Source organism: Paenibacillus borealis, from assembly GCF_000758665.1.
Classification (GTDB): Bacteria; Bacillota; Bacilli; order Paenibacillales; family Paenibacillaceae; genus Paenibacillus_AQ; species Paenibacillus_AQ borealis.
The window spans coordinates 1,278,281-1,300,812 of the sequence record NZ_CP009285.1; the positions used below are offsets into that span (position 1 = coordinate 1,278,281).

Annotated in this window: 14 protein-coding genes and 1 pseudogene; 10 read left to right on the top strand and 5 right to left on the bottom strand. The window is 53.2% G+C overall.

The annotated features are described in order from the left end of the window. Positions 1 to 62 precede the first annotated feature (62 nt). Positions 63 to 725: a molybdate ABC transporter permease subunit gene (gene modB / locus PBOR_RS05385; RefSeq protein WP_042210805.1), complete on the top strand. Its 663-nt coding sequence runs from the start codon at positions 63 to 65 to the stop codon at positions 723 to 725. A 60-nt stretch (positions 726 to 785) separates the two neighbouring features. Here modB and PBOR_RS05390 read toward each other — a convergent pair whose 3' ends face one another. Both PBOR_RS05390 and PBOR_RS05395 read right to left on the bottom strand, forming a co-directional pair. Then, positions 786 to 2,405: a helix-turn-helix domain-containing protein gene (locus tag PBOR_RS05390; RefSeq protein ID WP_042210806.1), complete on the bottom strand. Its 1,620-nt coding sequence runs from the start codon at positions 2,403 to 2,405 to the stop codon at positions 786 to 788. Continuing rightward, complete coding sequence (locus tag PBOR_RS05395) at positions 2,392 to 4,197, bottom strand: cache domain-containing sensor histidine kinase (protein ID WP_042210807.1); 1,806 nt, start codon at positions 4,195 to 4,197, stop codon at positions 2,392 to 2,394. The genes PBOR_RS05390 and PBOR_RS05395 overlap by 14 nt, the downstream gene beginning before the upstream one ends. 211 nt (positions 4,198 to 4,408) lie before the next feature. On the opposite strand from PBOR_RS05395, the gene PBOR_RS05400 reads away from it, so the two are divergent. The 7 genes and pseudogenes from PBOR_RS05400 (at position 4,409) to dhaK (ending at position 14,791) form a co-directional block, all read left to right on the top strand. Further along, a complete protein-coding gene (locus PBOR_RS05400) occupies positions 4,409 to 5,971 on the top strand; it encodes an extracellular solute-binding protein (RefSeq protein WP_042210808.1) in 1,563 nt (520 codons plus the stop codon). An 82-nt stretch (positions 5,972 to 6,053) separates the two neighbouring features. Beyond that, positions 6,054 to 6,962 carry an ABC transporter permease gene (locus tag PBOR_RS05405; RefSeq protein ID WP_042210809.1) on the top strand — a complete coding sequence of 303 codons (909 nt, stop codon included), beginning with the start codon at positions 6,054 to 6,056 and terminating at the stop codon, positions 6,960 to 6,962. 24 nt (positions 6,963 to 6,986) lie between these two features. Further along, positions 6,987 to 7,856: a carbohydrate ABC transporter permease gene (locus tag PBOR_RS05410; RefSeq protein ID WP_042134005.1), complete on the top strand. Its 870-nt coding sequence runs from the start codon at positions 6,987 to 6,989 to the stop codon at positions 7,854 to 7,856. A gap of 42 nt (positions 7,857 to 7,898) precedes the next feature. Continuing rightward, positions 7,899 to 10,118 carry an alginate lyase family protein gene (locus tag PBOR_RS05415; RefSeq protein ID WP_042210810.1) on the top strand — a complete coding sequence of 740 codons (2,220 nt, stop codon included), beginning with the start codon at positions 7,899 to 7,901 and terminating at the stop codon, positions 10,116 to 10,118. A 788-nt stretch (positions 10,119 to 10,906) separates the two neighbouring features. Beyond that, a complete protein-coding gene (locus PBOR_RS05425; protein ID WP_042210812.1) occupies positions 10,907 to 11,908 on the top strand; it encodes a PocR ligand-binding domain-containing protein in 1,002 nt (333 codons plus the stop codon). Positions 11,909 to 12,050: 142 nt separating this feature from the next. After that, complete coding sequence (locus PBOR_RS05430; protein ID WP_042210813.1) at positions 12,051 to 13,151, top strand: glycerol dehydrogenase; 1,101 nt, start codon at positions 12,051 to 12,053, stop codon at positions 13,149 to 13,151. Further along, positions 13,148 to 14,791, top strand: a pseudogene (gene dhaK / locus PBOR_RS36095) (dihydroxyacetone kinase subunit DhaK). Before PBOR_RS05430 ends, dhaK begins: the two are co-directional and overlap by 4 nt. Before the next feature lie 91 nt (positions 14,792 to 14,882). On the opposite strand, the gene PBOR_RS05445 reads toward dhaK, so the two are convergent. Next, on the bottom strand, positions 14,883 to 15,887 hold the full coding sequence (locus tag PBOR_RS05445) for a helix-turn-helix transcriptional regulator (RefSeq protein WP_042210816.1): 1,005 nt from the start codon (positions 15,885 to 15,887) through the stop codon (positions 14,883 to 14,885). Positions 15,888 to 16,020: 133 nt separating this feature from the next. Next, positions 16,021 to 16,797: a polysaccharide deacetylase family protein gene (locus tag PBOR_RS05450; RefSeq protein ID WP_042210817.1), complete on the bottom strand. Its 777-nt coding sequence runs from the start codon at positions 16,795 to 16,797 to the stop codon at positions 16,021 to 16,023. Between the two features lie 198 nt (positions 16,798 to 16,995). Between PBOR_RS05450 and PBOR_RS05455 the strand changes: the two genes are divergently transcribed. Together PBOR_RS05455 and PBOR_RS05460 are read left to right on the top strand one after the other, a co-directional pair. Beyond that, entirely contained in the window at positions 16,996 to 18,405 is a 1,410-nt protein-coding gene (locus tag PBOR_RS05455) for a deoxyguanosinetriphosphate triphosphohydrolase family protein (RefSeq protein ID WP_042210818.1), read from the top strand. A gap of 207 nt (positions 18,406 to 18,612) precedes the next feature. Beyond that, positions 18,613 to 20,397, top strand: a complete 1,785-nt coding sequence (locus PBOR_RS05460; RefSeq protein ID WP_042210819.1) for a methyl-accepting chemotaxis protein — start codon at positions 18,613 to 18,615, stop codon at positions 20,395 to 20,397. Between the two features lie 1,100 nt (positions 20,398 to 21,497). Here the strand turns inward: PBOR_RS05460 and PBOR_RS05465 are convergent. After that, the gene (locus PBOR_RS05465) at positions 21,498 to 22,454 is read right to left on the bottom strand and encodes a D-2-hydroxyacid dehydrogenase (protein ID WP_042210820.1); all 957 of its coding nucleotides are present in this window, start codon (positions 22,452 to 22,454) and stop codon (positions 21,498 to 21,500) included. Positions 22,455 to 22,532: the final 78 nt, after the last annotated feature.

Genomic DNA, 22,532 nt, shown 5'->3' on the forward strand with positions numbered 1-22,532 from the left:
ATAAGCGAAATAAGCGAAATAAGCGAAATGAGTAACTACTACTGCAGATGGGGTGGGAAGAGATGGAGATCAATTGGACCGATTTTTTCGCCCCGGTCTGGCTTTCGGTCAAGATATCGGTAATTACCAGCATCATCGTGTTCCTGCTGGCTACGCTGGCGGCCAGGAAGATGGCCGGGCGGAAGTTCTTCGGACACAGCCTGGTTGAGACGGTGCTGCTGCTTCCGCTGGTTCTGCCGCCGACCGTGGTCGGCTTCGTCCTGCTGGTGATCCTCGGCCGGCGGAGCTGGATCGGCAAGCTGTATGAACAGTTCACGGAGCATACGATCCTGTTCACCTGGGGAGCGGCGGTCATTGCCGCAGTCGTTGTCGCTTTTCCGCTGGTGTACAGGACAGTCAAGGCGGGCTTCGAAGGTGTGGAGAAGGATCTTGAGGATGCAGCACGCGCGCAGGGAGCCAGCGAGCTTCAGGTGCTGCGCTATGTAACGCTCCCGCTCGCCAGCCGTTCACTGGCCGCAGGTTATGTGCTCGGGTTTGCCCGCGGGCTGGGCGAATTCGGCGCTACGATCATGGTAGCGGGGAATATCCCCGGGCGCACCCAGACGGTGCCGACTGCGATCTATGTAGCGGTCGACGGCGGTAACATGACACTGGCCTGGATGTGGGTATGCTCAATCATTGTCATCTCGGCTCTTATGCTGATGTTTGTGAACCGCCGTTCCTGACGGAATGTAAGCTAAAAAACCCCCGGTATCACCTGAACTTCTGGTGATACCGGGGGTTTTTCATTGGGACATTCCCATCCCCATTCTGCGGTAATCGGAAGGGGAAACGCCAGTCTCTTTCTTGAAGATCCGGTTGAAGGAGCGGTAATTCTCAAAACCGATGGCTTCGGAAATTTCAAAGGTCTTATGATCTGTGGTAAGCAGCAGCAGCTTTGCCTTTTCAATCCGCAGACGGGACAGGTATTGAATAAAGCTTTCGCCTACTGCTTTTTTGAACATGGAGCTGAAATAAGGCACACTGTAATTAATCGAAGCGGCCAGCTCCTCCAGCTTATAGGGATAGCTGAGATCTTCGCGCATGTGCTGAATGATTCTTGTAATCGAAGCATCAATCTTCCGGCCGCCCTCCTGGAGCTGCTGCAGCTTGCGGAAATAATCGCAGGTCGCCTCGTGTACAGAGTTGAAGGTCTGGCAAAGCTCCATCCTTTTACGCAGGTCCGCTTCCAGATCTGCACCGCCTTCGGCTCCAATGACGTTATGGCTCATATCGAGGAAGACTCTCAGGTACAGGGATTTGATCTGCTCCGGGTCCCAGGATTGCTCCATAGCCTGCCGGTATAGAGCATTGCGCTCCTGCTCAAGTGCGGCCGTACTCAGATGCGGCTCCAGGAGCGCTTTCTTGAGTACCTTGCTCCAGAACCGGCTGAGCGGCTCCGGAATCCGCTGAAAGCGGGCGGTGGGCTCCCATTCCTCAATTGCGATGCTCTCGCCAAAGCGGTAGAAGAAAGGATAGGGGGCAGAAGCCAGCCGTTTCAGCGCTTCAGGCCGGGCCTCCAGTCCCTGCCCGAAGCTGCATTGCAGGGCGATACATCTCATCTTGAGATTCGCGGCAAAGGACTGCAGCACCTGCTCCGGGAAATTGGGACGTTCGATCCCTGACGCTTCGGTATATAGAGCGAGAAAGCGCCCTTTGTCGAGTGCGATGACTTTGTGCGCGCCAATGCCGGCCAACAGCTCCTTCAGCACGTTGACCCCGGCGAACTGCCACAGCTTCAGCTCTTCAAGCTGATCGAGCGGGAAGCGCAGGGAGCTGCGGTCCAGCTCCAGCAGCAGCACCTTGAAGCCTTGCCCGTGCAGGGGAAGCTGCGCTTCCTCCAGACTGCGCAGCCATTTGGCTTCGGCTGCCGGATTCAGCAGCATGTCCAGGAACAGACTCTGCTCAATCTCCACTTCGCTTAAGCGGACCTGCTGCTCCAGCTGAAGCTGCTTTTCCCGTGACTCATCCAGTGAGCCTGCCTGAGAGGCCAGCTCTTCCATCGTCCGGGTCAAGAGGCCGGGATCCGAGAGACAATCATCCTTAATCAGATAGGAGGCGGCCTTCAGATGAATCGCCTGCTGGGCGTAGTGGAAATCCTGATGGCAGGTAAGGATGATGATCTGCGGCGGACGTTCCCCGCTTTGCTCAATCTCTCTGAGCATCTCCAGCCCGTTCATGACCGGCATGGTGATATCGGTTACAACCAGCTCCGGCTTGTGCTTCAGGAACAAGGCCAGCCCATCCTGTCCGTCTTCGGCTTCGCCGACCAGCGTGAACAAATCGGCGCGCTCTTCAATGAAATGGCGGAATACCGTTCTTGCCGGAATCTCGTCCTCTACAAGCACGACTCTATAGTGATTCATGATGCTCCTCCTTCATAAGAACGGCCTCAGACGGCAGCATAATGCGGATCGTCAAGCCTTCGCCGGGAGCGCTGAAGAGCAGGATTTGCGCATCCCCTCCGAACAGCAGCTTCATCCTCAGCCATACATTCTGCAGCCCGATATTCTCTGTGGACTCTTCCCGGAGCAGATGAAGCTGCAGCTTCTTCAGCTCAGCCTCCGCAAGCCCAATTCCGTCGTCATTAATTTCAAGGACAATATAGTTCTGCACGGTATCGGTGAAGACCCGGACACCTATATGCCCTTCCGGCGTTTTGTTTGGAAGAACGCCATGGAACACGGAGTTTTCAATCAGTGGCTGGAGACTCAGCTTCGGGATCTGCATGCTCCGCAGCGGCTCCTCGATGTCTGATTCCAGCCGGATTTGACACTTATAGCGCATATTGAGCAGCCCCACATAATCCGCCAAATAATCTAGCTCCTGCTGCAGCTGCACGGTCTGCTCGAAATTCTCCATGGAGTACCGCAGCAGTGCGACCAGCCGGCCCATCAGCGAGTTAATCTTCTCATAATCCTTCATCATGGCGAACATGCGGATGGTATTTAAGGTATTGTACATGAAATGGGGATTGATCTGTGATTGCAGGGCCCGGATCTCCAGCTTGCGCTTCAAATCCTCTGAATCATGCAAATCAGCCAGCAGATCCTGGATACGGACAGCCATTGTGTTCAGCATCCGACCCAGATCCCCGATTTCATTATTGGCAAAATGAGTAACCCGGGCCTCGAAATGGCCTTTCTTAAGCGCATCGACCTGCCGCTTCACCGCCTGTAGAGGCCGGTATAGCTGATACCCGAATCCGACAACGCACAGCGCCCCTAGCACCGCAAGAATGACCAGGAAATAAGTAACGGTCCGGCGGATGATATCTGCACTTGAAGTAAGCTCCTTGGATGGGATTTCCGAGACCACGATCCACTTGTCGTAGGTGGAGGTCTGTTTGACTGAGACAATAGAAGACCCGGCGGCAAACTGGTTCGGACGGTTCAACTCCTTCCAGTGCCGGAGAATCCCCTGTACCCGCTCGGTGTCTTCCTGCTCCGCAAGCTTGCTGGTTGTAGCAATGCTCATGCCGTCTTCAGTCAGAAGTGAAATGGAGCCTTCGCTCCCGAGCTGAATATTCTCAATCTGCTGCTGGTATTGATTATTGCTCATTGAGATCAGCAGTACTCCCTTGAGATCCTCATATAAATCGAAGGGGACCCGTGAGATATAGTAGGTTGAAGAATCCAGCACCGCAAGCTCCGGCATAGAATGTTTGTCCAGGAAGAGATTGGGCTTGCCCGAGGCTAAGTACGCTTCAATCAGCGGCCGGTAAGGCGAATCCTCAAGTGCTGCCGGGGCATCCGCAGAAGAGAGAATCTCCCCTGTAATGGTTGAGTACACCTGCAGCCCCTCTACGTTCCCGATAATCGCCGAGGCATTGCTGAGGACGGAGATCAGATCCTTTTTGCGGACAACCTCTTCGAAATATTGTGCCGACGGCGAGACCAGTGCGCCCTGAATGGACGAAATGCGTGAATATTGCTCACTTAATTCCCGCAGCCGGTTCATGGTTAATTCAATCCGGTCTACCACCTGATTGACAAGCTGGGCGTTCAGCCGGTTCACCTGTTTCTCTACGGTTGTAGTGGACACGCTTACAGAGATGGCGGACAACAGAATCAGCGGAATCACAGAGATGGCGAACATGACGAGAATCATCTTGATGTAGAAGCTCCGCCGCAAAAAACTGATGAATGGTGAACTCATGTGAACCCCTTCCGTTAGCTGAATGCTGGATAGGCTATCCTATAAAGATTATAGTACATTGGGGAATAGGGAGAAACAGCGATCAGGGCGAATCTTAAAAATGGTGACACATTGGCTCGAATCCGGCATGTTCACTAAGGGCGGCGTCTTCTATAATCCAAAGTGTAAGAACGATGTAAACGCAATCAATACAAGCGAATGGGGGATAACAATGAATTTTACAAGAAAGCTTGTACCGCTTATGGCATCAGCAGCATTAATGGCAACAGCCCTGGCAGGCTGCTCCGGTAACAACAATTCTGCAGCAGGCAGCACGGCATCACCGGAAGGAAGCGCGCAGACAGAGACTGGCGGCAAGCCGGCCAGCATCAAAGCGATGACGATCCTCTTCGGCAATCCGCCGGAGACGGGCAGCAATAAAGCGCTGGAGGATCTGGAGAAACGCGGCAACGTGGATCTGGATGTGACCTTCGTACCTTCCGAGGCCTATACCGATAAGCTCTCCGTAGCTGTGTCGGCAGGTGATTCCTATGATCTGCTGCTCATGGACGGCGGAAAGGATGATAAATTCAACAACCTGGTGAAGATGGGCGCGTTCCATGATCTGACGCCTTATCTGGAGAAGACGGAGAATATCAGCCAGATCGATGATGTTGTCTGGGATGGAATCAGAATCGACGGCAAGGTGTACGGAGTTCCCCGACCGCGCGGGCTGTACGGCGGAGGGGAAGCCAATGTCCTGATCCGTAAGGACTGGCTGGACAAATACAATCTGGCTGTGCCGAAGACGGTGGATGAGCTGACGAATGCGCTTGCTGTATTCAAGGAGAATGATCCGGCGGGCGGAGGCAAAACCATTCCGTTTACGATCTATGGTTCAGACGGGGTCAACAGTCCCGGACCATTCTCAGGTGTACTTCCGATTCAGTTCGCCTTCGGCATTCCTAATGTGTGGAAGCTGGATGGCGGCAATGCTGTGCGGGATTTCCAGACCTCTGAATACAAGGCCTTCCTGGAGTGGCTGAGAGATTCCTGGAGCAAAGGCCTAATTGACAAGGATGCGCCGGTGCTCAAGAATCAGGGCCAGGCACGGAGCAAATTCCTAGCAGGCACAGCGGGTGCTTTTGTCGGGAATGTCAGCGATCTGGGAGAGGCCAATGTGGAGAAGCTAAAGCAGACGGACCCGAATGCTGAAATTGCCATTGTCGACGTTCTTGAAGGGGCAGGCGGACAAAAGGGGGCTGCTGTACTCGGCGGATACTACGGGCTGTGGGCAATTCCGAGCTCTGTGCCGGAAAACAAGGTTCAGCAGATTGTTGATTTCCTTGATTTCACCGCCTCCGAGGAGAATATAGCGTTCTCCAAAGCGGGAGTTACCGGCATTCATTCCAGTGACTTCAAAGATGGTGTTGCTGTGCAGACTGAGGAGCAGCAGAAGCAGTACGACCTGGATAAGCCGAGTCAATTCATTCTGGAGAACCGGGTAGATCCATATGTATACGCCAGCTCCAAGGTGCCTGAAATTCTGACGCAGCAAAAGGCTACGCTGGATATCATCAGCAAGATCGGCATTGAGAATCCGTTCCTCAGCTACAACTCACAGTTCGCCAGCAAGAATCCAGACAGCTACAAAAAAATGAGTGCCGTGATGACGAAATATGTACTGGGTGAAGGCACCTGGGACGATGTACAGAAAGAGATTGATACCTGGACTACTGGTGCAGGTGTGCAGATTACCAAGGAACTGCTGGATCAGTATAATGCAGCGCACTAAATAAGACACCAATAAATATAAACAGAGGCATAGGAGGGGGCTTTTCCCCTTTCTTTTGCCCATGGATAAGGAGGTTTAGCCTGTGCAGAGAACTTTGCGCCCTAAACGGTTTAATCAATTATGGCCCTTCTATTTACTGGCGGCACCGGGTATTCTCTATTTTCTGGTTTTTCATTACATCCCGATGTCGGGACTCATTCTGGCCTTCAAGGAATACAGCCCGTTCAAAGGCATTATGGACAGCCCGTGGGTAGGGCTGGATAATTTCAGACAGTTTTTCGGAACCTCCGATTTCTATATTTTGCTGAAAAATACACTGCTGATCAGTCTGCTGAACCTGATCATTTATTTTCCGTTTACGATAATCCTGTCGTTACTCCTGAATGAAGTGCGGCTCAAAGTGTTCAAAAGGGTGTCGCAGACGATCGTCTATCTGCCCCATTTCCTGTCCTGGGTCGTCATTTACGGGATTACGATTTCGTTCTTCGGGCCTTCGGGCGTCATTAATCATTATCTCAGCCAGTGGTTTGACGGCAATGCCAATTTCCTGGTGAGCAATGAATGGTTCCGGCCGCTGGTCATCTTCCAGTCTATCTGGAAGGATGCAGGCTGGGGGACAATTATATTCCTGGCTGCACTCGCAGGGATCAACCCGGAGCAGTACGAAGCGGCCAAAGTGGATGGAGCGAGCCGGTTGCAGAGCATCTGGCATATTACCCTCCCCGGCATCAAGAGCACCATTGTTATCCTGCTGCTGCTCCGTCTAGGCTCATCTATGGATTCCAACTTCATGCAGATCTTCCTGATGACCAACAGCCTCAACCTGGATGTCTCCAATGTGTTCGATCTGTTCGTCTACCACATCGGTCTGGAGCAATTCAACTACAGCTTCGCGATTACCGTAGGCATGTTCAAATCCGTTGCCAGTCTGATCCTTGTACTCGGGGCCAATTATGCGGCAAAGCTGCTTGGCGAGGAAGGCATATTCTAGAACAAGAACAGGAGTGGAGACGTTATGAAGCTCAAGGCAACATGGTTTGACACCATTATTGTAGTTATTATCTGCTTAATCAGTCTGCTGGTTATTCTGCCTTTTCTATACATTATCGCGGTATCCTTCAGTCCGCCCGGAGATTCAATGGCTGGGAATTTCTTCATCTGGCCCAAGCACTGGACGCTGGATGCTTACAGCTATCTGCTGAATGCGAACACGTTCCTGACCTCGGTCAAGAACTCCGTGATTATCACGGTGATGGGTACACTGCTCAGCCTGTTTGTATCGATTACCCTGGCTTATGCTTTATCCAAGAAGTTTCTGCCCGGCCGCCGCATCATGCTGCTGATTATTTTCTTCACCATGATCTTTCACGGCGGGATGATTCCCAGCTATCTGGTGGTCAAGAATCTGGGTCTGATTGACTCTTACTGGGCTGTGGTGCTTCCGGCGGCCTCCAGTGCCTTTAATATCATGGTCATCCGCTCGTTCTTCCAGAGTCTGCCGGAAAGTCTGGATGAAGCGGCAAGAATTGACGGGGCGGGGGAGTTCAGAATTCTGTATTCGGTCGTGCTCCCGCTGTCCAAGCCGATCATCGCCACGTTTACGCTGTTCTTCATGGTGCAGTTCTGGAACGAGTTCTTCTCTGCGGTCATCTACCTGAATGATACATCGCGCTGGCCGATTCAACCGCTCCTGCGGCAGATGGTGGCGATCAGTGCCTCCAATATTTCGGCAGAAGCTGCTGTAGACGCACAGCTGGCGGCTAACCTCGGGCCCAATGTCCAGAATGCGGCAATCCTGCTCGCCATGCTGCCTATTGTGATCGTGTATCCGTTCCTGCAGAAGTATTTTGCCAAGGGTGCCATGCTGGGGTCGATTAAGGAATAGACGCGGATCAGATCCGTTAAACCAATAAAGGTGAGGGTTCAAATGACGATTGGATATAAAGACTTGCGCCATAATCCTGTATATACGAAGCCGCAGCTATCGGATGAAGAATTCCTCGGAACCATGCTGGACTTGAGCAGGCCTGAGCTTGGCGGTGTGGCTGCATACTTGAAGTCAGGTGATGTGCCGGCTGCGCGGAATGCCTATCTGGAACTCATTGCAGCTGGTAACAACGGGAGATATTACTTTGAAGTGAAGGATGTTCCCAAGCTTCAGGCGTATGCCGCAAGCCGCTACAGCCATGAGGAGGAAGCGGTGCAGTCCATCGCTGAGGCGGACCGGATTGTGGAAGGGGATATCCCGTTATTTAAGGGTAAAAGAGTGGTCTTCCCGCGCGGAACCTATGACTGGAACAGCTGGCTGTATGACAGCTCGCAGTATCAGCTGCATCTGACCCGGTTCGTGTATGTGAAGCATTTGTCCAGAGCCTACGCGCTGACCGGTGATGAGAAATACGCTAAATGCTTCAATGACATGATGGAGGATTTCATTGATGACAATAGGGTGCCGGTGGATGATACGTTCCGTTCCGAGCATTCGACCTGGGACCCGCTGTCTGTTGGGGTACGGCTGTTCATGCTGCCGGAAGCTTTCATTACCTTCTTCAGTTCACCCGCGTTTGAGCCTGAAGTGAAGCTGAAGCTGATCAAGTCCTTCCATGAGCACGGGCAGTATGTGCGCAAATACCATGCCAGCGGCGGCAACCATGTCTGCATGCAGCTGCGGGGGCTGATCCAGACGGCGCTGCTCCTGCCGGAGCTGAAGGAGTCTGCGGAATGGCTGGAGTATGGAATGCGTGAGCTGCCGGGATATATCCGCCAGAACGTATATGCGGACGGGGTACAGTTTGAAGGAAGCCCGAATTATCATCTGGTCGTAATGCGCGATCTGTATGAACTGGTGGCACTGTTCCACAAGCTTGGAATCGCCGCGGAAGAATACCGCGAAACGCTGGAAAAGATGTTCACCGTTACAATGCATCTGCTGGCACCCGACGGGCAGCTGGTCAAATTCGGCGATACCGATGTGCAGGTGGTCAGCGAGCTGCGCAATGTCATGAGTCTGGGCGCTTACCTGTATCAGCGGGGCGATTTCAAAACGCTGGGGCATGAGCGGCTGCCGTTCTCCCTGCTCTGGAGAGTTGGGCCGGAAGCGGTGCAGCAATATGAGCAGCTGAAGGCTAAGCAGCCTGCCGAAACGGCAGCCTGTTTCCCCATTGGAGGTTACATTTCCTCCAGGCAGGGCTGGAACCGGGAAGACATGTATATGGCGATGCGTGCAGGTGTTGGAGTCGGCGGACATGCCCATTCAGATGCGCTGAGCCTGGTGCTCTACGCCGGAGGGCGTGAGCTGCTGACGGACTCCGGTATGGGATTGTTCGAGTGGAACAAGGAGCGTAAATATACGGTATCCACCCGGGCCCATAATACTGTAGTGGTGGATGGCCAGGACCAGCATGTCCGCAGCTTTCACTGGAATACGCCAACTACGGCAGCCTGCAGAATCTGGGACGTCCAGTCCAGTGCGGCTTATGACTACAGCTTCGCGAGCCATTACGGCTATACCTGTTATGTTGATCCGGTAATCCATTCCCGCAAGGTGCTGTTCATCAAGAACAGCTACTGGCTGATCGTGGACCTGTTTGAAGCGGAGGAGCAACACCGTTATGAGCAGTACTTCCATCTGCCGACCGGCGGAGCGGGATATGACTGCCGCAGCGGGGAAATATCCACGCAGCTGGAGGAAGCTAATCTGCTGCTGAAGCATCTGCCTGCCGGCTGCGCTGACGATCAACTGGTGCTTGAGCCGGGCCTGATCTTCAAGCAGGGGGAGTATGCTGAGAGTCCGGTGGTGAAGCGCTCGCTAACTATGGCGGGGAGAGCAGCAATCGTAACGCTTGCCGTTCCGTTTGGAACGGAGAAACCCAAGGTGACCGTTGAACAACTGCCTGCACGGATGAACGGGAAAGAGCTATCTGCCGAAGAGGCAACAGCTCTGCGTATTATAATGGAAGACCGAGTGGATGAAATCTGCTTATACCATGGCAGTGTAGAGGTAGCGGGCTACCTCGATCACACCGGCAATATCATTGCTGAAGCGCTGCTGCCCCGCAAGGAAGAACCGGAAGGCTTGGAGTTTGCCGGGAGGAGCTACAGCCGGGATGTTATTGTGATCACTGCTTCCAAAGAGCATAGTGGCTGAAATGAACAACGTCCATCCTGAACCGGGGTGGGCATTGTTTTAGTTGTAAATATAAGAATTGATAGGTTCCACATGATAACTTATCCTCCTAGATTAACCGCACTTAAGGCTACATCACAGGAGGCCGGTCCGACGTTGGCGGGTAAGGCAACCATTCACTCCCGTACAGGTTTCGTTTGCGATTGGAATGCTGGCAGGACCGACTAAGTCCATGGGGTTAGATTTCTGCCTGCTTGCTTGATAACGGACCGGGTGCGACTAAGGCAGCTCTTATTCCTGGCCAAAATCAACTTTGGCCGGATAAACGGACTCCATGCATGCTTACCTGCGACTATTTGTCCCCCAGCCGCAGTAGCATTGCAAGAAAGCTTGCTTTCAAGATTTAGACGAATCTGAGAAATGGATAAAAATGAGACTGTATTAAAGAGTGCCCCTGAATCCGCCGAAAGTGGGCGGCAGGTGGAAATGAGGGGCAAAAGTGCCCCTGAATCCGCCAAAAGTGGGCAGCAGGCGGGAATGAGGGGCAGAAGTGCCCCTGAATCCGCCGAAAGCAGGCGGCAGGCGGGAATAAGGGGCAAAAGTGCCCCTGAATCCGCCAAAAGAGGGCAGCAGGTGGAAATGAGGAGCAGAAGTGCCCCTGAATTCGCCGAAAGTGGGCAGCAGGCGGGAATAAGGGGCAAAAGTGCCCCTGAATCCGCCAACTTGAAAATGTTTGCGCCGGATCTCCTTGTTGTAACCGTAATCATGTTATAATTTTAGATATAATTTGAATGAAAATGGAGGGACTCATGAGGAACTCTTTGGAACTGCTTGAGCATGTCGTGGATACACAGGCGCTGCAGGTCATTCAGGACGATCTTGCTGCGGTTACGGATATGGCGGTGCTTACGGTGGATGCTGCCGGCAAGCCGGTTACCCGGCACAGCAAATGCACGGACTTTTGCAGAGCGATGAGATCAGCTACCCAGTCCTCCAGGTTATGTGAGAGCTGTGATTACCGCGGGGGACATGCTGCGCAGAGCATGCAGCGTCCCTATGTCTATAAATGCCATATGGGCATTGTGGATATGGCGGTACCGCTGGTAGTCGGCAGCAAGTACCTTGGCTCCATTATGCTGGGGCAGATCTCCATCCCCGGACAGGATACCGGCAAGGAACTTGATGTGCTAAGTGCATCCGGCGGTTCAGACCAGGGGGAGCATGGCGCAATGCTGGAGGAATATTACCGGAGCCTTCCGGTGATGTCCTATGAGCGGATCGAATCCGTAGCCAGTCTGGTTACCCATATGAGTCATTATATAACGGGCAGGATAGGCGCTAAGAATCGGACTTATGCATTTGGCAAGACTGCTGCTGTGAAGCATACAGAGGAAAAAGCTGCGCAAGAGCAGGCTACTCCCGTTCCCCTTCTGCAGGAGCAGGAAACTGGCCATCCGGCAGGCGGGCAGCAAGCTACGGGCACAACAGGCGGAAGCATCCGGCTGAAGCCGGCGCTGGAGTACATTCATGGGCATTACCGGGAGCCGCTGAGACTGGCGGAGATGGCCAAGTTATGCTGGATCAGTGCAGATTATTTCAGCAGACTGTTCCGGCAGGAGACGGGCAGCACTTTTTCTTCCTATATAAATAGCCTTAGACTTGAGGAAGCGAAACGTTGTCTGGTGGAAGAGGCGGATTCTGTCGTGAGCATTGCGTATTCACTGGGATATGAGGACAGCGGGTATTTCATCCGGACCTTCAAGAAGTTTGCAGGAGACACCCCGGCGGCCTACCGCCTGAAGCACCGCTGAGAATTACGCTGGAATTTCATCTGGAATTATATAGGGTAGAATAACGGATTAATCCTATACAGGATCGTGCAATGCCAAACAGCAGCAAAGGGTTTATACTGAATGGGAAGCGTTTACAAATCCTATTGAGGAGTGCTGTGAAATGAGAAAAATACTAACCTCTCCCTCTAAATATGTCCAGGGCAAAGATGAACTGTACAACATCGGGGACTATGTAACGATCTATGGACGGAAAGCGCTACTGGTAGCGCATAAGGATGATCAGGCCCGGGTTCAGGATTACCTGGACAAGGCGGTTGCCAAAGGCGGCTTCGAATTCGTAACCGGCGGCTTCGGCGGGGAATGTACGCTTAAGGAGATCGACCGGCTGGAGCAGTTCGCGGCAGCGGAAGGCTGTGACGTCATTGTTGGCCTCGGCGGCGGCAAAGCGCTGGATACAGCCAAGGCGATCGCCAACCGCGCAAGAATTGCGATTATTGTCGTACCGACCATTGCGGCCACAGATGCACCATGCAGCGGCTCTTCGGTGATCTATTCGGAGCACGGCGAGTTCGAATCCTATCTGTACGCACGGCAGAATCCCAATGTGGTGCTGGTGGATACCGGAATCATTGCCAATGCGCCGACGCGTTTTCTGGTGGCCGGGATGGGGGATGCGCTGTCGACCTTTTTTGAAGCGAGGTCCTGTGTCAGAGGGTTCACCTATAACAATTCCGGGGCGGTAAGCACCAAGGCGGCGATGGAGCTGGCGCGGCTCTGCTACGAAACACTGCTGGAGGACGGACTGAAGGCCAAAGCGGCCAATGACAGCAAGGTAGTTACGCAGGCACTGGAGAATATTATCGAGACGAATATCCTGCTTAGCGGACTTGGATTTGAGAGCGGGGGACTGGCCGCAGCGCATGCGGTGCATAACGGGCTGACCATTCTGGAGGAGACCCATCATTATTATCACGGGGAAAAGGTGGCTTTCGGCACACTGGTGCACATGGTGCTGGAGAACGCGCCGCAGGCGGAGCTCGATACGGTGCTGGCCTTCTGCAAGTCGATTGGACTTCCTACCTGTCTGAAGGACCTCGGGGTTACGGATATAAGCAAAGAGCGGCTGATGCCGGTGGCTGAAAGAGCCTGCGCCGAAGGGGAATCGATTCATAATATGCCGTTCCCGGTCACTCCTTATGATGTGTATGCGGCCATTCTGGCTGCGGACCGGCTGGGCGGAAGCGGAGGCGGAGCCAGATGAAGAAGATTATCAACGCCCCTGAAGACGTTGTAGTGCAGATGATCGAGGGCATGGTGCTGGCCCACCCGGAGCTGCTGGAGTGGAACCGGAAATACAAAATCATTACGCGTAAGGAGCTGAATCCGGACAAAGTCACCCTGATCAGCGGCGGAGGCAGCGGACATGAGCCGGCCCATGGCGGATACGTGGGCAAGGGAATGCTGGATGCAGCGGTATGCGGCGATGTGTTTGCCTCTCCGTCGACCATTCAGGTCTACAACGCGATTACGAAGACGGCTTCCTCCAAGGGAACGCTGCTGATCATTAAGAACTATTCCGGTGACTGCATGAATTTCGATGCGGCGGCTGAGATGGCGTTCGAAGACGATGATATACCGGTGGAAAAAGTGTATGTGAACGATGATGTGTCCGTAGCGGACGATGCATCGACGGCAGGCAGAAGAGGCGTAGCCGGTACGGTGTTTGTGCATAAAATCGCCGGAGCGGCTGCTGAACGCGGAGACGCATTGGCGGAAGTTAAGGCCATCGCCGAGAAAACGGTGCGCAATGTCCGCTCGATCGGCTTCGCGCTGACTTCCTGTACTGTGCCGGCCAAAGGCTCGCCGACGTTCGCGCTGGGTGAGGATGAGATCGAATTCGGTGTAGGCATTCACGGCGAACCGGGTATTGCCCGGGAAAAGCTCGTTCCAGCCGATGAACTGGCTGCCAAGGCGGTGCAGGCATTGCTTGCCGATATGCCGGTGAATCCGCAGGAGGAAGTTGCGCTGATGATTAACGGCTTCGGGGCAACGCCGCTGCAGGAGCTGTATATCCTGAACCGTTCGGTCAGCCTGCTGCTGGAGGAAGCCAAGATCAGGGTATACCGGACCTTTGTCGGCAATTATATGAGTGCGATCGATATGGCGGGTGCGTCGGTCACCCTGCTGAAGCTGGATGATGAGCTGAAGCAGGCGCTGGACTATAGCGCGGAGACTGTAGCTTATAAATGTTAGGAGGCGAAAGCAATGGAGAAGCTGCTTACAGCGGATATCGTAGTGATGGTAGATGAGATGGCGAAGCTCATCATCGACAAGGAAGTCGAGTTCTGTGAGCTGGATTCGTTCGCCGGCGACGGTGACTTCGGCATGTCGCTGGCCAAAGGCTTCCGGCAGCTGAAGCTGGAATGGGAAGAGCTGCCGCAAGAGGAGATCGGCGAATTCCTCAAAGCCTGCGGAATGGTCATCATCGAGCATTGCGGGGGAGCTTCGGGACCAATCTGGGGCTCGGCCTTCCGCAGCGCTGCTAAATATGCCAAGGGCCGAACAGAGTTAAGCGGGCTTGAACTGGCGGAGCTGCTGGAGAGTGCGGCAGAAGGGATTCAGAAGCGGGGCGGGGCCAAGCTTGGCGATAAGACGCTGCTTGATGCGCTGATTCCTGCTGCTGAAGCCCAGCGGAAGAGTGCGGAGAATGGCGACGCCCTGCTGATCAGCATGCGCAAGGGCGCAGAAGCGGCGGTGCAGGGAGCCGAGCACACCAAAGACATTATCGCTTCCAAAGGCAGGGCAAGCTATGTGGGCGAGCGGAGCCTCAGCCACCCGGATGCCGGAGCTACAGCGATAGGTATTCTGTTCACCGGGATTGTAGACCGGATGCAGCAGTAAGGATAGAAGGAGCAATGAATGATTGCTGTAAACCAAAAGGGACGCCCGGCGGCAAGATCGCAACCGGACGTCCCTTTGGTTTGTCCCAAACTCAAGTCTCGTAAATAATATTTCCGGTTTCGGTAAGGTTATAGCTGTGGATGGACTTCAGCTCGTTCTGGAAAGCGGGTGAGCGCAGAATATCAATGACCGTGCTGATCCATTGTTCATTCTCCGGCTTCTTGACCATGACCAGGTCATAGCGTTCCTCAGTGAGCGGAATGAAGTCGATGCCTTCAATAATCTTAGCGGCTTTCTCGGTGCCGATGCCCACATCGGCGCTCCCCCGCGCTACCATGCCGGCTACAGCCAGATGACTGTTCTCTTCGGTTCCGTAGCCCTGAAGCGAGGCGGAGGGAATTCCGAGCAGGCGGAGCTGCTCATCCAGCAGAACCCGGGCCCCGGAGCCGCGTTCGCGGTTAATCAGGGTCAGCCCGCTCTGCCGGAGATCACTCCAGCTGCGGATGCCTTTCGGATTGCCCTTCTGCACATAGAACCCGGCACTCCGTGACAGCAGATGCACCACGACATAAGAGAAGCCCACGAGCAGCTTGCGGATATAAGGGAGATTATATTCGCCGGTATCACCGTCCAGCAGATGGGTGCTGACAATATCCGATTCCCCGTGATACATGGCAATCAGGCTGTCCAGGCTGCCGGCATACGAACGGAGCGGGCGGGTAGACGGCAATGTACGCTCCAGATGGGTCGCCAGAATATCAAGCGACATATCCTGGCCGGTAATGACCACATTCACGCTGGTGCCTTTGCCGCTGTGGGGCGGCGCGAAGCTCTGGAACGGAGGCGCGAAGGAAGCGGCTGCCTGCGGCTGCTGTATTTCCTGCAATCCGCTGCCGCCGGGGAGCGGATGACCATAAGCCCCGCTGCTGCGGGAATTCTGCTTGTACCTCTCCAGATCAGAGAGGTCAACGCGCATTTGCTTGCCGACACGGTAGGAGGGAAGCTCTCCTTTTTTGATCAGGTCATAGACTTTAAGCTTGGATATTTTGAGTAACCGGGCGATTTCCTCGGTAGTATAGGAAGTATTCTCGGACATGAATTTAAACCCTCCCAGGGGATGAACTGCGGCAGAAGTCACATAGCCTTATAATGCTCAAGACTACCTTATTTTGTGGGCCTGCGCAATCTAAGATAACACCCGGGGAGCAGGCGGAGCGCAGAACACGGGCTTAATAAGCCCCATGCCGGTCAGTCTTCGCCTGCTGTGCATCGGAACACTGAATCAGCTCCGAGACGGTGACGAACCGGAATCCCTGCTTCTCAAGCTCAGGCAGGATGATCTTCAGCGCTTCCTTCGTTTGCGATTGTCCATGGACATGGTCGTGGAACAGGACGATATCGCCACTCTTGGCATTGCGGATCACCCGGCTGGAGATGCTCCATACTCCGGGGCGGTTCCAGTCGCGGGTATCCTGATGCCAGGACCAGAGCACCGGCTTCAGGCCCATGTTGTTGGACACATCAATCATCGTCTCGTCATACATTCCGCCCGGAGGCCTGAACAGGCTGCTGTGCTTGCCGGATACTTTGACAATCTCCTTCTCCGCCAGCTCCAGCTCTTCCTGAATCTGCTGCCCGGAGACCGGAGTTTTGAAGTAGACGTGGTTATAGGTATGGTTAGCAAGCTCATGGCCTTCATTAATGACGCGTCTGGCTACTTCGGGATAAGCGGCGATCCGTTTGCCAATTGCAAAAAATGTGCATTTCGCATTGTATTGATGCAGCACCTCCAGAATACCATCCGTCTCGATGGGGTCCGGGCCGTCGTCGAAGGTGAGTGCTATAAGCTTTTGGCTGGTCTGCACCTCCCAGATCATGTCGCCCCGTTCCTCATAATAATAGCGGTTCTTGACCCTGTTCGGGCTGCCGAGCGCAAGGTCTGACGAGCCGTGCATAAGCGCGAGCGCTGTAAGGGCCGCGGCAGTGATTCGGATTCCTCTATTCATGCGTCTCAAGTTTCACTCCACACCCTGTGTTTTTATAAGCCAGTCTTGCACTGCTTGAGCCTTAGAATGCTCCATCTGTCCTATGAAATATGCATTTGAGCCCGGATGCCCGGCGATTTGTATTTTAGAGTGAAAGTTCTGCCGGAAATGACTTATAATGAAGTACTAAATACAGATCAAGGAATAGGGGCAGCGGAGATGACACTAATTGAGAAAAGAGAGCATAGGCAATATCCGGAAATTACCCGGCTGGAAACATCCAGAGCCGCATATGAACGCGATTATTCGCGTCTGATCCATTCGCCGACCTTCCGCCGGCTGCAGGGCAAATCACAGGTATTCGGTGCAGGCACCGGCGATTATTACCGCACGCGGCTGACCCACTCGCTGGAGGTGGCGCAGATTGCCCGCGAGGCTGCCAAAAGTCTGCTGCGTTCTTACCCTGAAGTAGAGACGGGGGCGGCTGGAAATCCGGGATTGGTCATCGATCCGGAGGTCGTGGAATGTGCGGCCATTGCGCATGATTTCGGCCATCCGCCGTTTGGACATAAAGGGGAAGAAGTGCTGGACAGTCTGCTGGAGGGACTGATTGCTAAGAAGACAGCGGAAGCCGCTGCGAAATCCGGGGCCGGTCCGGTACAGAAACAGACGATTCACGAGAGCATGAAGCGTAAATATGAACATTTTGAAGGCAATGCCCATAACTTCCGCCTGATCATGTTTCTGGAGAAACGGGAGAATATCGATGGATTGAACCTCTCCGATGCGGTGCTGCTGGGCATTAACAAATATCCGTTCCCGGGTACTGTGCTGAAGAAGGGCATGTACCTGCATGAATGGGAGTATATCAACGAGATCCGCACCCAGTGGGGAGTTCCGGCAGGCAAAAAGACACTGGAAGCACAGCTTATGGACCTATGCGATGACATTGCCTATTCGGCCCATGATCTCGAAGACGGCATTAAGGCCGGCAAGATAGAGGTGCACGAGCATTTCATGCATGACGAATACATCCAGCGGCTGATTGTAGAGAAGATCACTACGCTGGAGGATGCCTTCTGGTCAGGCTGGCAAGCGGAGGCGATCGGCGCCAAGGTTGAGGAAGTGCTTAGCTCGTTCCTTCGGGTATGGATGGAGAAAATGCCAACCTGTGAGAATGACTATTCCCGCACGCGCCGTGAAGTTAAAGCTTATTGGGTCAGTACTTTTGTCGCCAGTCTCGGCGTTATTGAGGACGGGGACTGGAAGAAGGTCACCTTCATCAAGGAAGGCCAGGAAGACGAGGACATGCTCCGGACGGTCAGTGTGCTCAAAAGCTTTGCCTGGGTGACGATGATCCGCGATTTGCGTGTGCAGCGCCTGCAGAAACGGAGCGAATGGATATTGCGCCGGTTGTGGGAGGCCTTCCTGGATCCCGAGACCTCACGGAGTATTATTCCGACCGATTGGCTGCAGCGGTATGAGAAGGATCAGAAGTCGGCCAGGCCCATCTGGACCTGGGAGCATATGGTGACAGATTATATCGCCGGAATGACCGATGCTTTTGCCGAGAAAATCTACAATGAGCTGTACGGGCTGAAGGTTGGCTCGATTTACGATTTGGACTAGGACATACTGCTGCGTTTATAGTACCTGTCAGCCGGTTTGGCTGGCGGGTATTTCTTTATATTATCTGGATATACATATAAAATTTTTTAGACATTTTGCCGAAATAGTACTAGCAACCTATTTTTTTTTGGTTTTTTATGAAAATGAAATGTAATAGTATGGAATTCCGGTTATGTTTTCGGAAAAAGTTGGAGGAGGCGCACGTATATGGGCAAGGGTCAACAACTGAGAAATGCAGTTAAAAAATGGGTGAGTGGAGCAAGGAAGGTGCGCCAAACCGCTCTAGCTAAAGGAAGTAAAAGTATTGGGTTCAAGATTGCGTCCGGTTATGCGGCTTTGGCTGTACTGGTTCTGGTTACCGGCGGGGTCTCGCTCTATCAAATGAACGGTATGCAGAAGAACACAGGCAATATTATTAATCAGAGCATTCCCGCACTGGATAAAATCCACAATGTAAATTACCTGACAGAGCATGTTATGGCGATTAGCATGCAGCATATTCTGAGCACGGATAGCGCGGAGAAAAGCACACTTGCGGAAGAGCGGGCCAAATTCATCCGCAAAGTGTCAGATACATTGAAGGAATATAAGCTCACCCTGCGCGGAGAGCAGGAGCTGGGGCAATTACAGTCGCTCGTCGGGAAGTGGGGTGAGTTCCTGACCGTCAACAATCAGGCGATCCTGCTCAGCAGCTCGAATGACGAGGAATTAGCACTGGAGGTATCCCACAAGGGGATCGCGGCGTTTAATTCCATGCAGGTTGATCTGGACGCGCTTGTTGCGCACACTCAGGATGAAGCAGCGAGTGAGGGCAAGGTTTCCCAGAAAATTTTTCACACTTCCCTGACATTAAGTATTGTAACTGTACTGATTGTCCTGGTAGTCATCGGTATGATTAACATGGTGATCCGTAAGACCATGATCAATCCGCTCAAAAAGGTAACGGCGCACCTGCAGCGGATTTCCGGCGGTGATCTGACCGCTGAAGATACCCTGATCGGCAACAGGGATGAAATCGGCCAGCTTGCCAAAACCGTAAACGAAACCAACCGCACCCTGCTGGAAATGGTGAACCGGATCAGAAATGTCTCCGAGGTGATTTCGGAACAGGGCGATGAGCTGATGCATACGATTTCCGATACCAAGGAAGGCAGCAGCCAGATTGCCTTGACGATGGAAGAGCTGGCCAAAGCCTCCGGAAGCCAGGCTGAAGCAGCGGTAGATGCTTCCAAGGCGGTGGAGGAGTTAAACGCTTTAATTGAGAATTTTGCCGGCAGGGGAACGGATCTCTCGCTTCATTCGGAGCAGGTGCGGCAGAAGGGTGAGAAGGGCAGAGCACTCATGGAGAGCTCGGTAGCTCAAATGAACCAGATTGCGGATGCTGTATCGCAGTCCATGGAGACGGTGGAGGAGCTGAACCGCAAGAATGAGGGCATCTTCCGGCTTGTGGGCTCTATCCGCAGCATCTCCGAGCAGACACATCTGCTGGCGATTAATGCGGCCATCGAAGCGGCAAGAGCCGGTGACAGCGGCCGGGGCTTTGCGGTAGTGGCACAGGAGGTGCGCAAGCTGTCGGAGGATGTGCAGCGGACGGTAGCAGAGATTACGGGAATTACACAAGGAATACAGCATGACTCCAAAGCTATGGTTGAGCAGTTGCGCGGCGGAGTGGCGAAGACGGAAGAGGGCAGCCGGCAGATTGTCGAGACGGGCGAAGCCCTGGCCGAAATCAACGGCTCAGTGGGGGTAATGGCGCTCACAGTTGAAGACATGGGCAAGGATCTGGAGCAGATGACCGGAGCCAGTGAAACCATGAATGAGTTCAGTCAGCATATCTCGGCACTTGCCCAGCAATCTGCGGCCGGTGTAGAAGAGACTTCCGCTTCCGCTCATGAGCAGCTCAGCGCCACCACCGAAGTGGCCAACGGCATTGAGCATCTGAAGCTGCTGCTGACTGAGCTTAAGGAGTCTGTTACTCGCTTTCAAGTGTGAGGGGGCTATATAAGCTGAATTAAAGATATTCACTCAAAGCACAGGCGTCACTACGGTGTATATTTGGACTTCCGGCCGCTGTTAGGTTTGGATTTCCTGATTTAAACTGCTGTTCGCAGTAGAAATCCAAACCTAAAGGCGGACGCTACCGCTCCTACAGTTCCAAAATCCCCCTCCAATCCTTCGCTTTTTTTGTTGCTTTCCTTAATTCTTCTTATATAGTGAGATGGGAATATACAAACAGCCTCTGCTTAGGTTAGCAGAGGCTGTTTCTGTCTGGGCATACAACTGTAGTGAAGCGGGGGAGGTAAAGCTATATTACTTTATAGCTTGAACTGGTGATTTTTCGGATTAGACCGAGGCTCCTAGCTCGAACTACATGCTGTTGATGACGAGTTCCGCGTTGCCTTAGTACTAACTAACTGTATTTTGTGCAACTAAAGCGATCGGTTATTGCGCTGTGAAGGTTTTAATTGCATTCTCTACAGTTAAAATCCCCATACTCCGGGAAAAAAGACGTACCGCTAATTTTAGTTGTACAGAATACAGTTAACCGGGCAAATCCGTTTTTTCGCCGTTTTTTAACTGCAGGAAATACAATTAAAGTAACTGCAATGCACTCCGTATAGCTAGTTATTCTCAATAGACTTGTCCGCGCAGAAGTCTTGCCGGTACAGGGTTCTACGGAATAGGTTATTTTCAAGTTCAACTATAGTTGAACTTCCTGATAGTTGAAATCCTGCAGAAAATACAACATTTTGCTCAAGATATCGACGTTAACCGAAAATTGTTGTATAAAAGGCATCATTTCGCCTCCATCCGGCAGATTATCGAGAGAATTATTGTATTTCCTACAACAATTCTCCAGATAACCCTGTTATCTAACATCCAATGTTGTAATACGTACAACATTTAGCGGAAGGAGGTACCTTTAAACCGCAAGTCCGCAAGTCCGCAAGTCCGCAAGTCCGCAAGTCCGCAAGCCCGCAAGTCCGCAAGTCCGCAAGTCCGCAAGTCCGCAAGTCCGCAAGTCCGCAAGTCCCCCCAGACCGCCAGCCCAAGTAGCAGCCCGCTAAGCCCGCCAGCCTAAGCGGCAGAGGTTAATATTGGCGGCTGTAATCGACCAGATTGAGTGAAGGCGATCCGGACTCCAGGTAAGCCTTCATATTCCGGGTGAATATATCAACGATCCGGTCGGCGTAACGGTCGGTAGCGCCGGCGCAGTGAGGGGTCATGATGACCTGTTCCATTCCCCATAGAGGGTGATCCTCCGGCAGCGGCTCAGTCTCGAACACATCAAGTCCGGCGCCGGCAAGCTGTCCGCTGTTCAGCGCAGAGATCAGATCGTCCGTATTAGTGGTCGCGCCGCGGCCAATATTAATATAATAGGCCCCTTGCTTGGCAGCGGAGAAGATGTCTGCATCGAAGAGTCCCTGCGTTTCGTCGGTAATCGGCAAAGTGTTGATAATAAAGTCGGCTTCACTTACGGAATCCTTCAGCTGGCCGGTCGTGAAGACCTTATCGAAGCCTTGGGCCGCCCGGCCGGAACGGCTTACGCCGATAGTCTTCATGCGGAAAGCCTTGGCAATTCTGGCAGTTTCGCTGCCGATGGAGCCGGTTCCGGCAATCACTGCCGTCTTGCCGGTCAGTTCACTCTCTTGTCCATCCGAATGCCAGCGGCGGTTCTGCTGGTTGCGGATAGCGGTATGCATGTTCCGGGTGAACATCAGCATGAAGCTGAAGATCACGGCCGTAATCGGTTCGGCATGAACGCCGCTGGCATTCGTCAGCAGAATTCCGCGTTCTTTCATGGCTTCCAGCGGAAGTTTCTCCACACCGGCAGACCAGGCCTGGACCCAGCGCAGCGGTGAATCCTGCCGCAGAAGTGTATCACTGACGCCTTTTCCCCAGCCGATGATGATTTCCGCACCGGAGAGCAGCTCAAGATCCGGATTCCTGGAGTCTCCAAGGGTAAGGGTATAACCTGGTGCAGCGGCGCGGATCAGTTCCTGCTGCCCGGATGATAAGTGCTGCATACAAACGATGGATTTAGTCATGTTGGTTCCCTCCTATTCTACATTTCAGTAGAGAAATAGACGATAAGTATAGAATAAGCATAACAAATCTGCCTGGAA

Excerpts from the sequence above, each read along its gene's own strand:
- modB (WP_042210805.1), top strand. The coding sequence starts at position 63 with ATGGAGATCAATTGGACCGATTTTTTCGCCCCGGTCTGGCTTTCGGTC.
- PBOR_RS05390 (WP_042210806.1), bottom strand. The coding sequence starts at position 2,405 with ATGAATCACTATAGAGTCGTGCTTGTAGAGGACGAGATTCCGGCAAGA.
- PBOR_RS05395 (WP_042210807.1), bottom strand. The coding sequence starts at position 4,197 with ATGAGTTCACCATTCATCAGTTTTTTGCGGCGGAGCTTCTACATCAAG.
- PBOR_RS05400 (WP_042210808.1), top strand. The coding sequence starts at position 4,409 with ATGAATTTTACAAGAAAGCTTGTACCGCTTATGGCATCAGCAGCATTA.
- PBOR_RS05410 (WP_042134005.1), top strand. The coding sequence starts at position 6,987 with ATGAAGCTCAAGGCAACATGGTTTGACACCATTATTGTAGTTATTATC.
- PBOR_RS05415 (WP_042210810.1), top strand. The coding sequence starts at position 7,899 with ATGACGATTGGATATAAAGACTTGCGCCATAATCCTGTATATACGAAG.
- PBOR_RS05425 (WP_042210812.1), top strand. The coding sequence starts at position 10,907 with ATGAGGAACTCTTTGGAACTGCTTGAGCATGTCGTGGATACACAGGCG.
- PBOR_RS05430 (WP_042210813.1), top strand. The coding sequence starts at position 12,051 with ATGAGAAAAATACTAACCTCTCCCTCTAAATATGTCCAGGGCAAAGAT.
- PBOR_RS05445 (WP_042210816.1), bottom strand. The coding sequence starts at position 15,887 with ATGTCCGAGAATACTTCCTATACTACCGAGGAAATCGCCCGGTTACTC.
- PBOR_RS05450 (WP_042210817.1), bottom strand. The coding sequence starts at position 16,797 with ATGAATAGAGGAATCCGAATCACTGCCGCGGCCCTTACAGCGCTCGCG.
- PBOR_RS05455 (WP_042210818.1), top strand. The coding sequence starts at position 16,996 with ATGACACTAATTGAGAAAAGAGAGCATAGGCAATATCCGGAAATTACC.
- PBOR_RS05460 (WP_042210819.1), top strand. The coding sequence starts at position 18,613 with ATGGGCAAGGGTCAACAACTGAGAAATGCAGTTAAAAAATGGGTGAGT.
- PBOR_RS05465 (WP_042210820.1), bottom strand. The coding sequence starts at position 22,454 with ATGACTAAATCCATCGTTTGTATGCAGCACTTATCATCCGGGCAGCAG.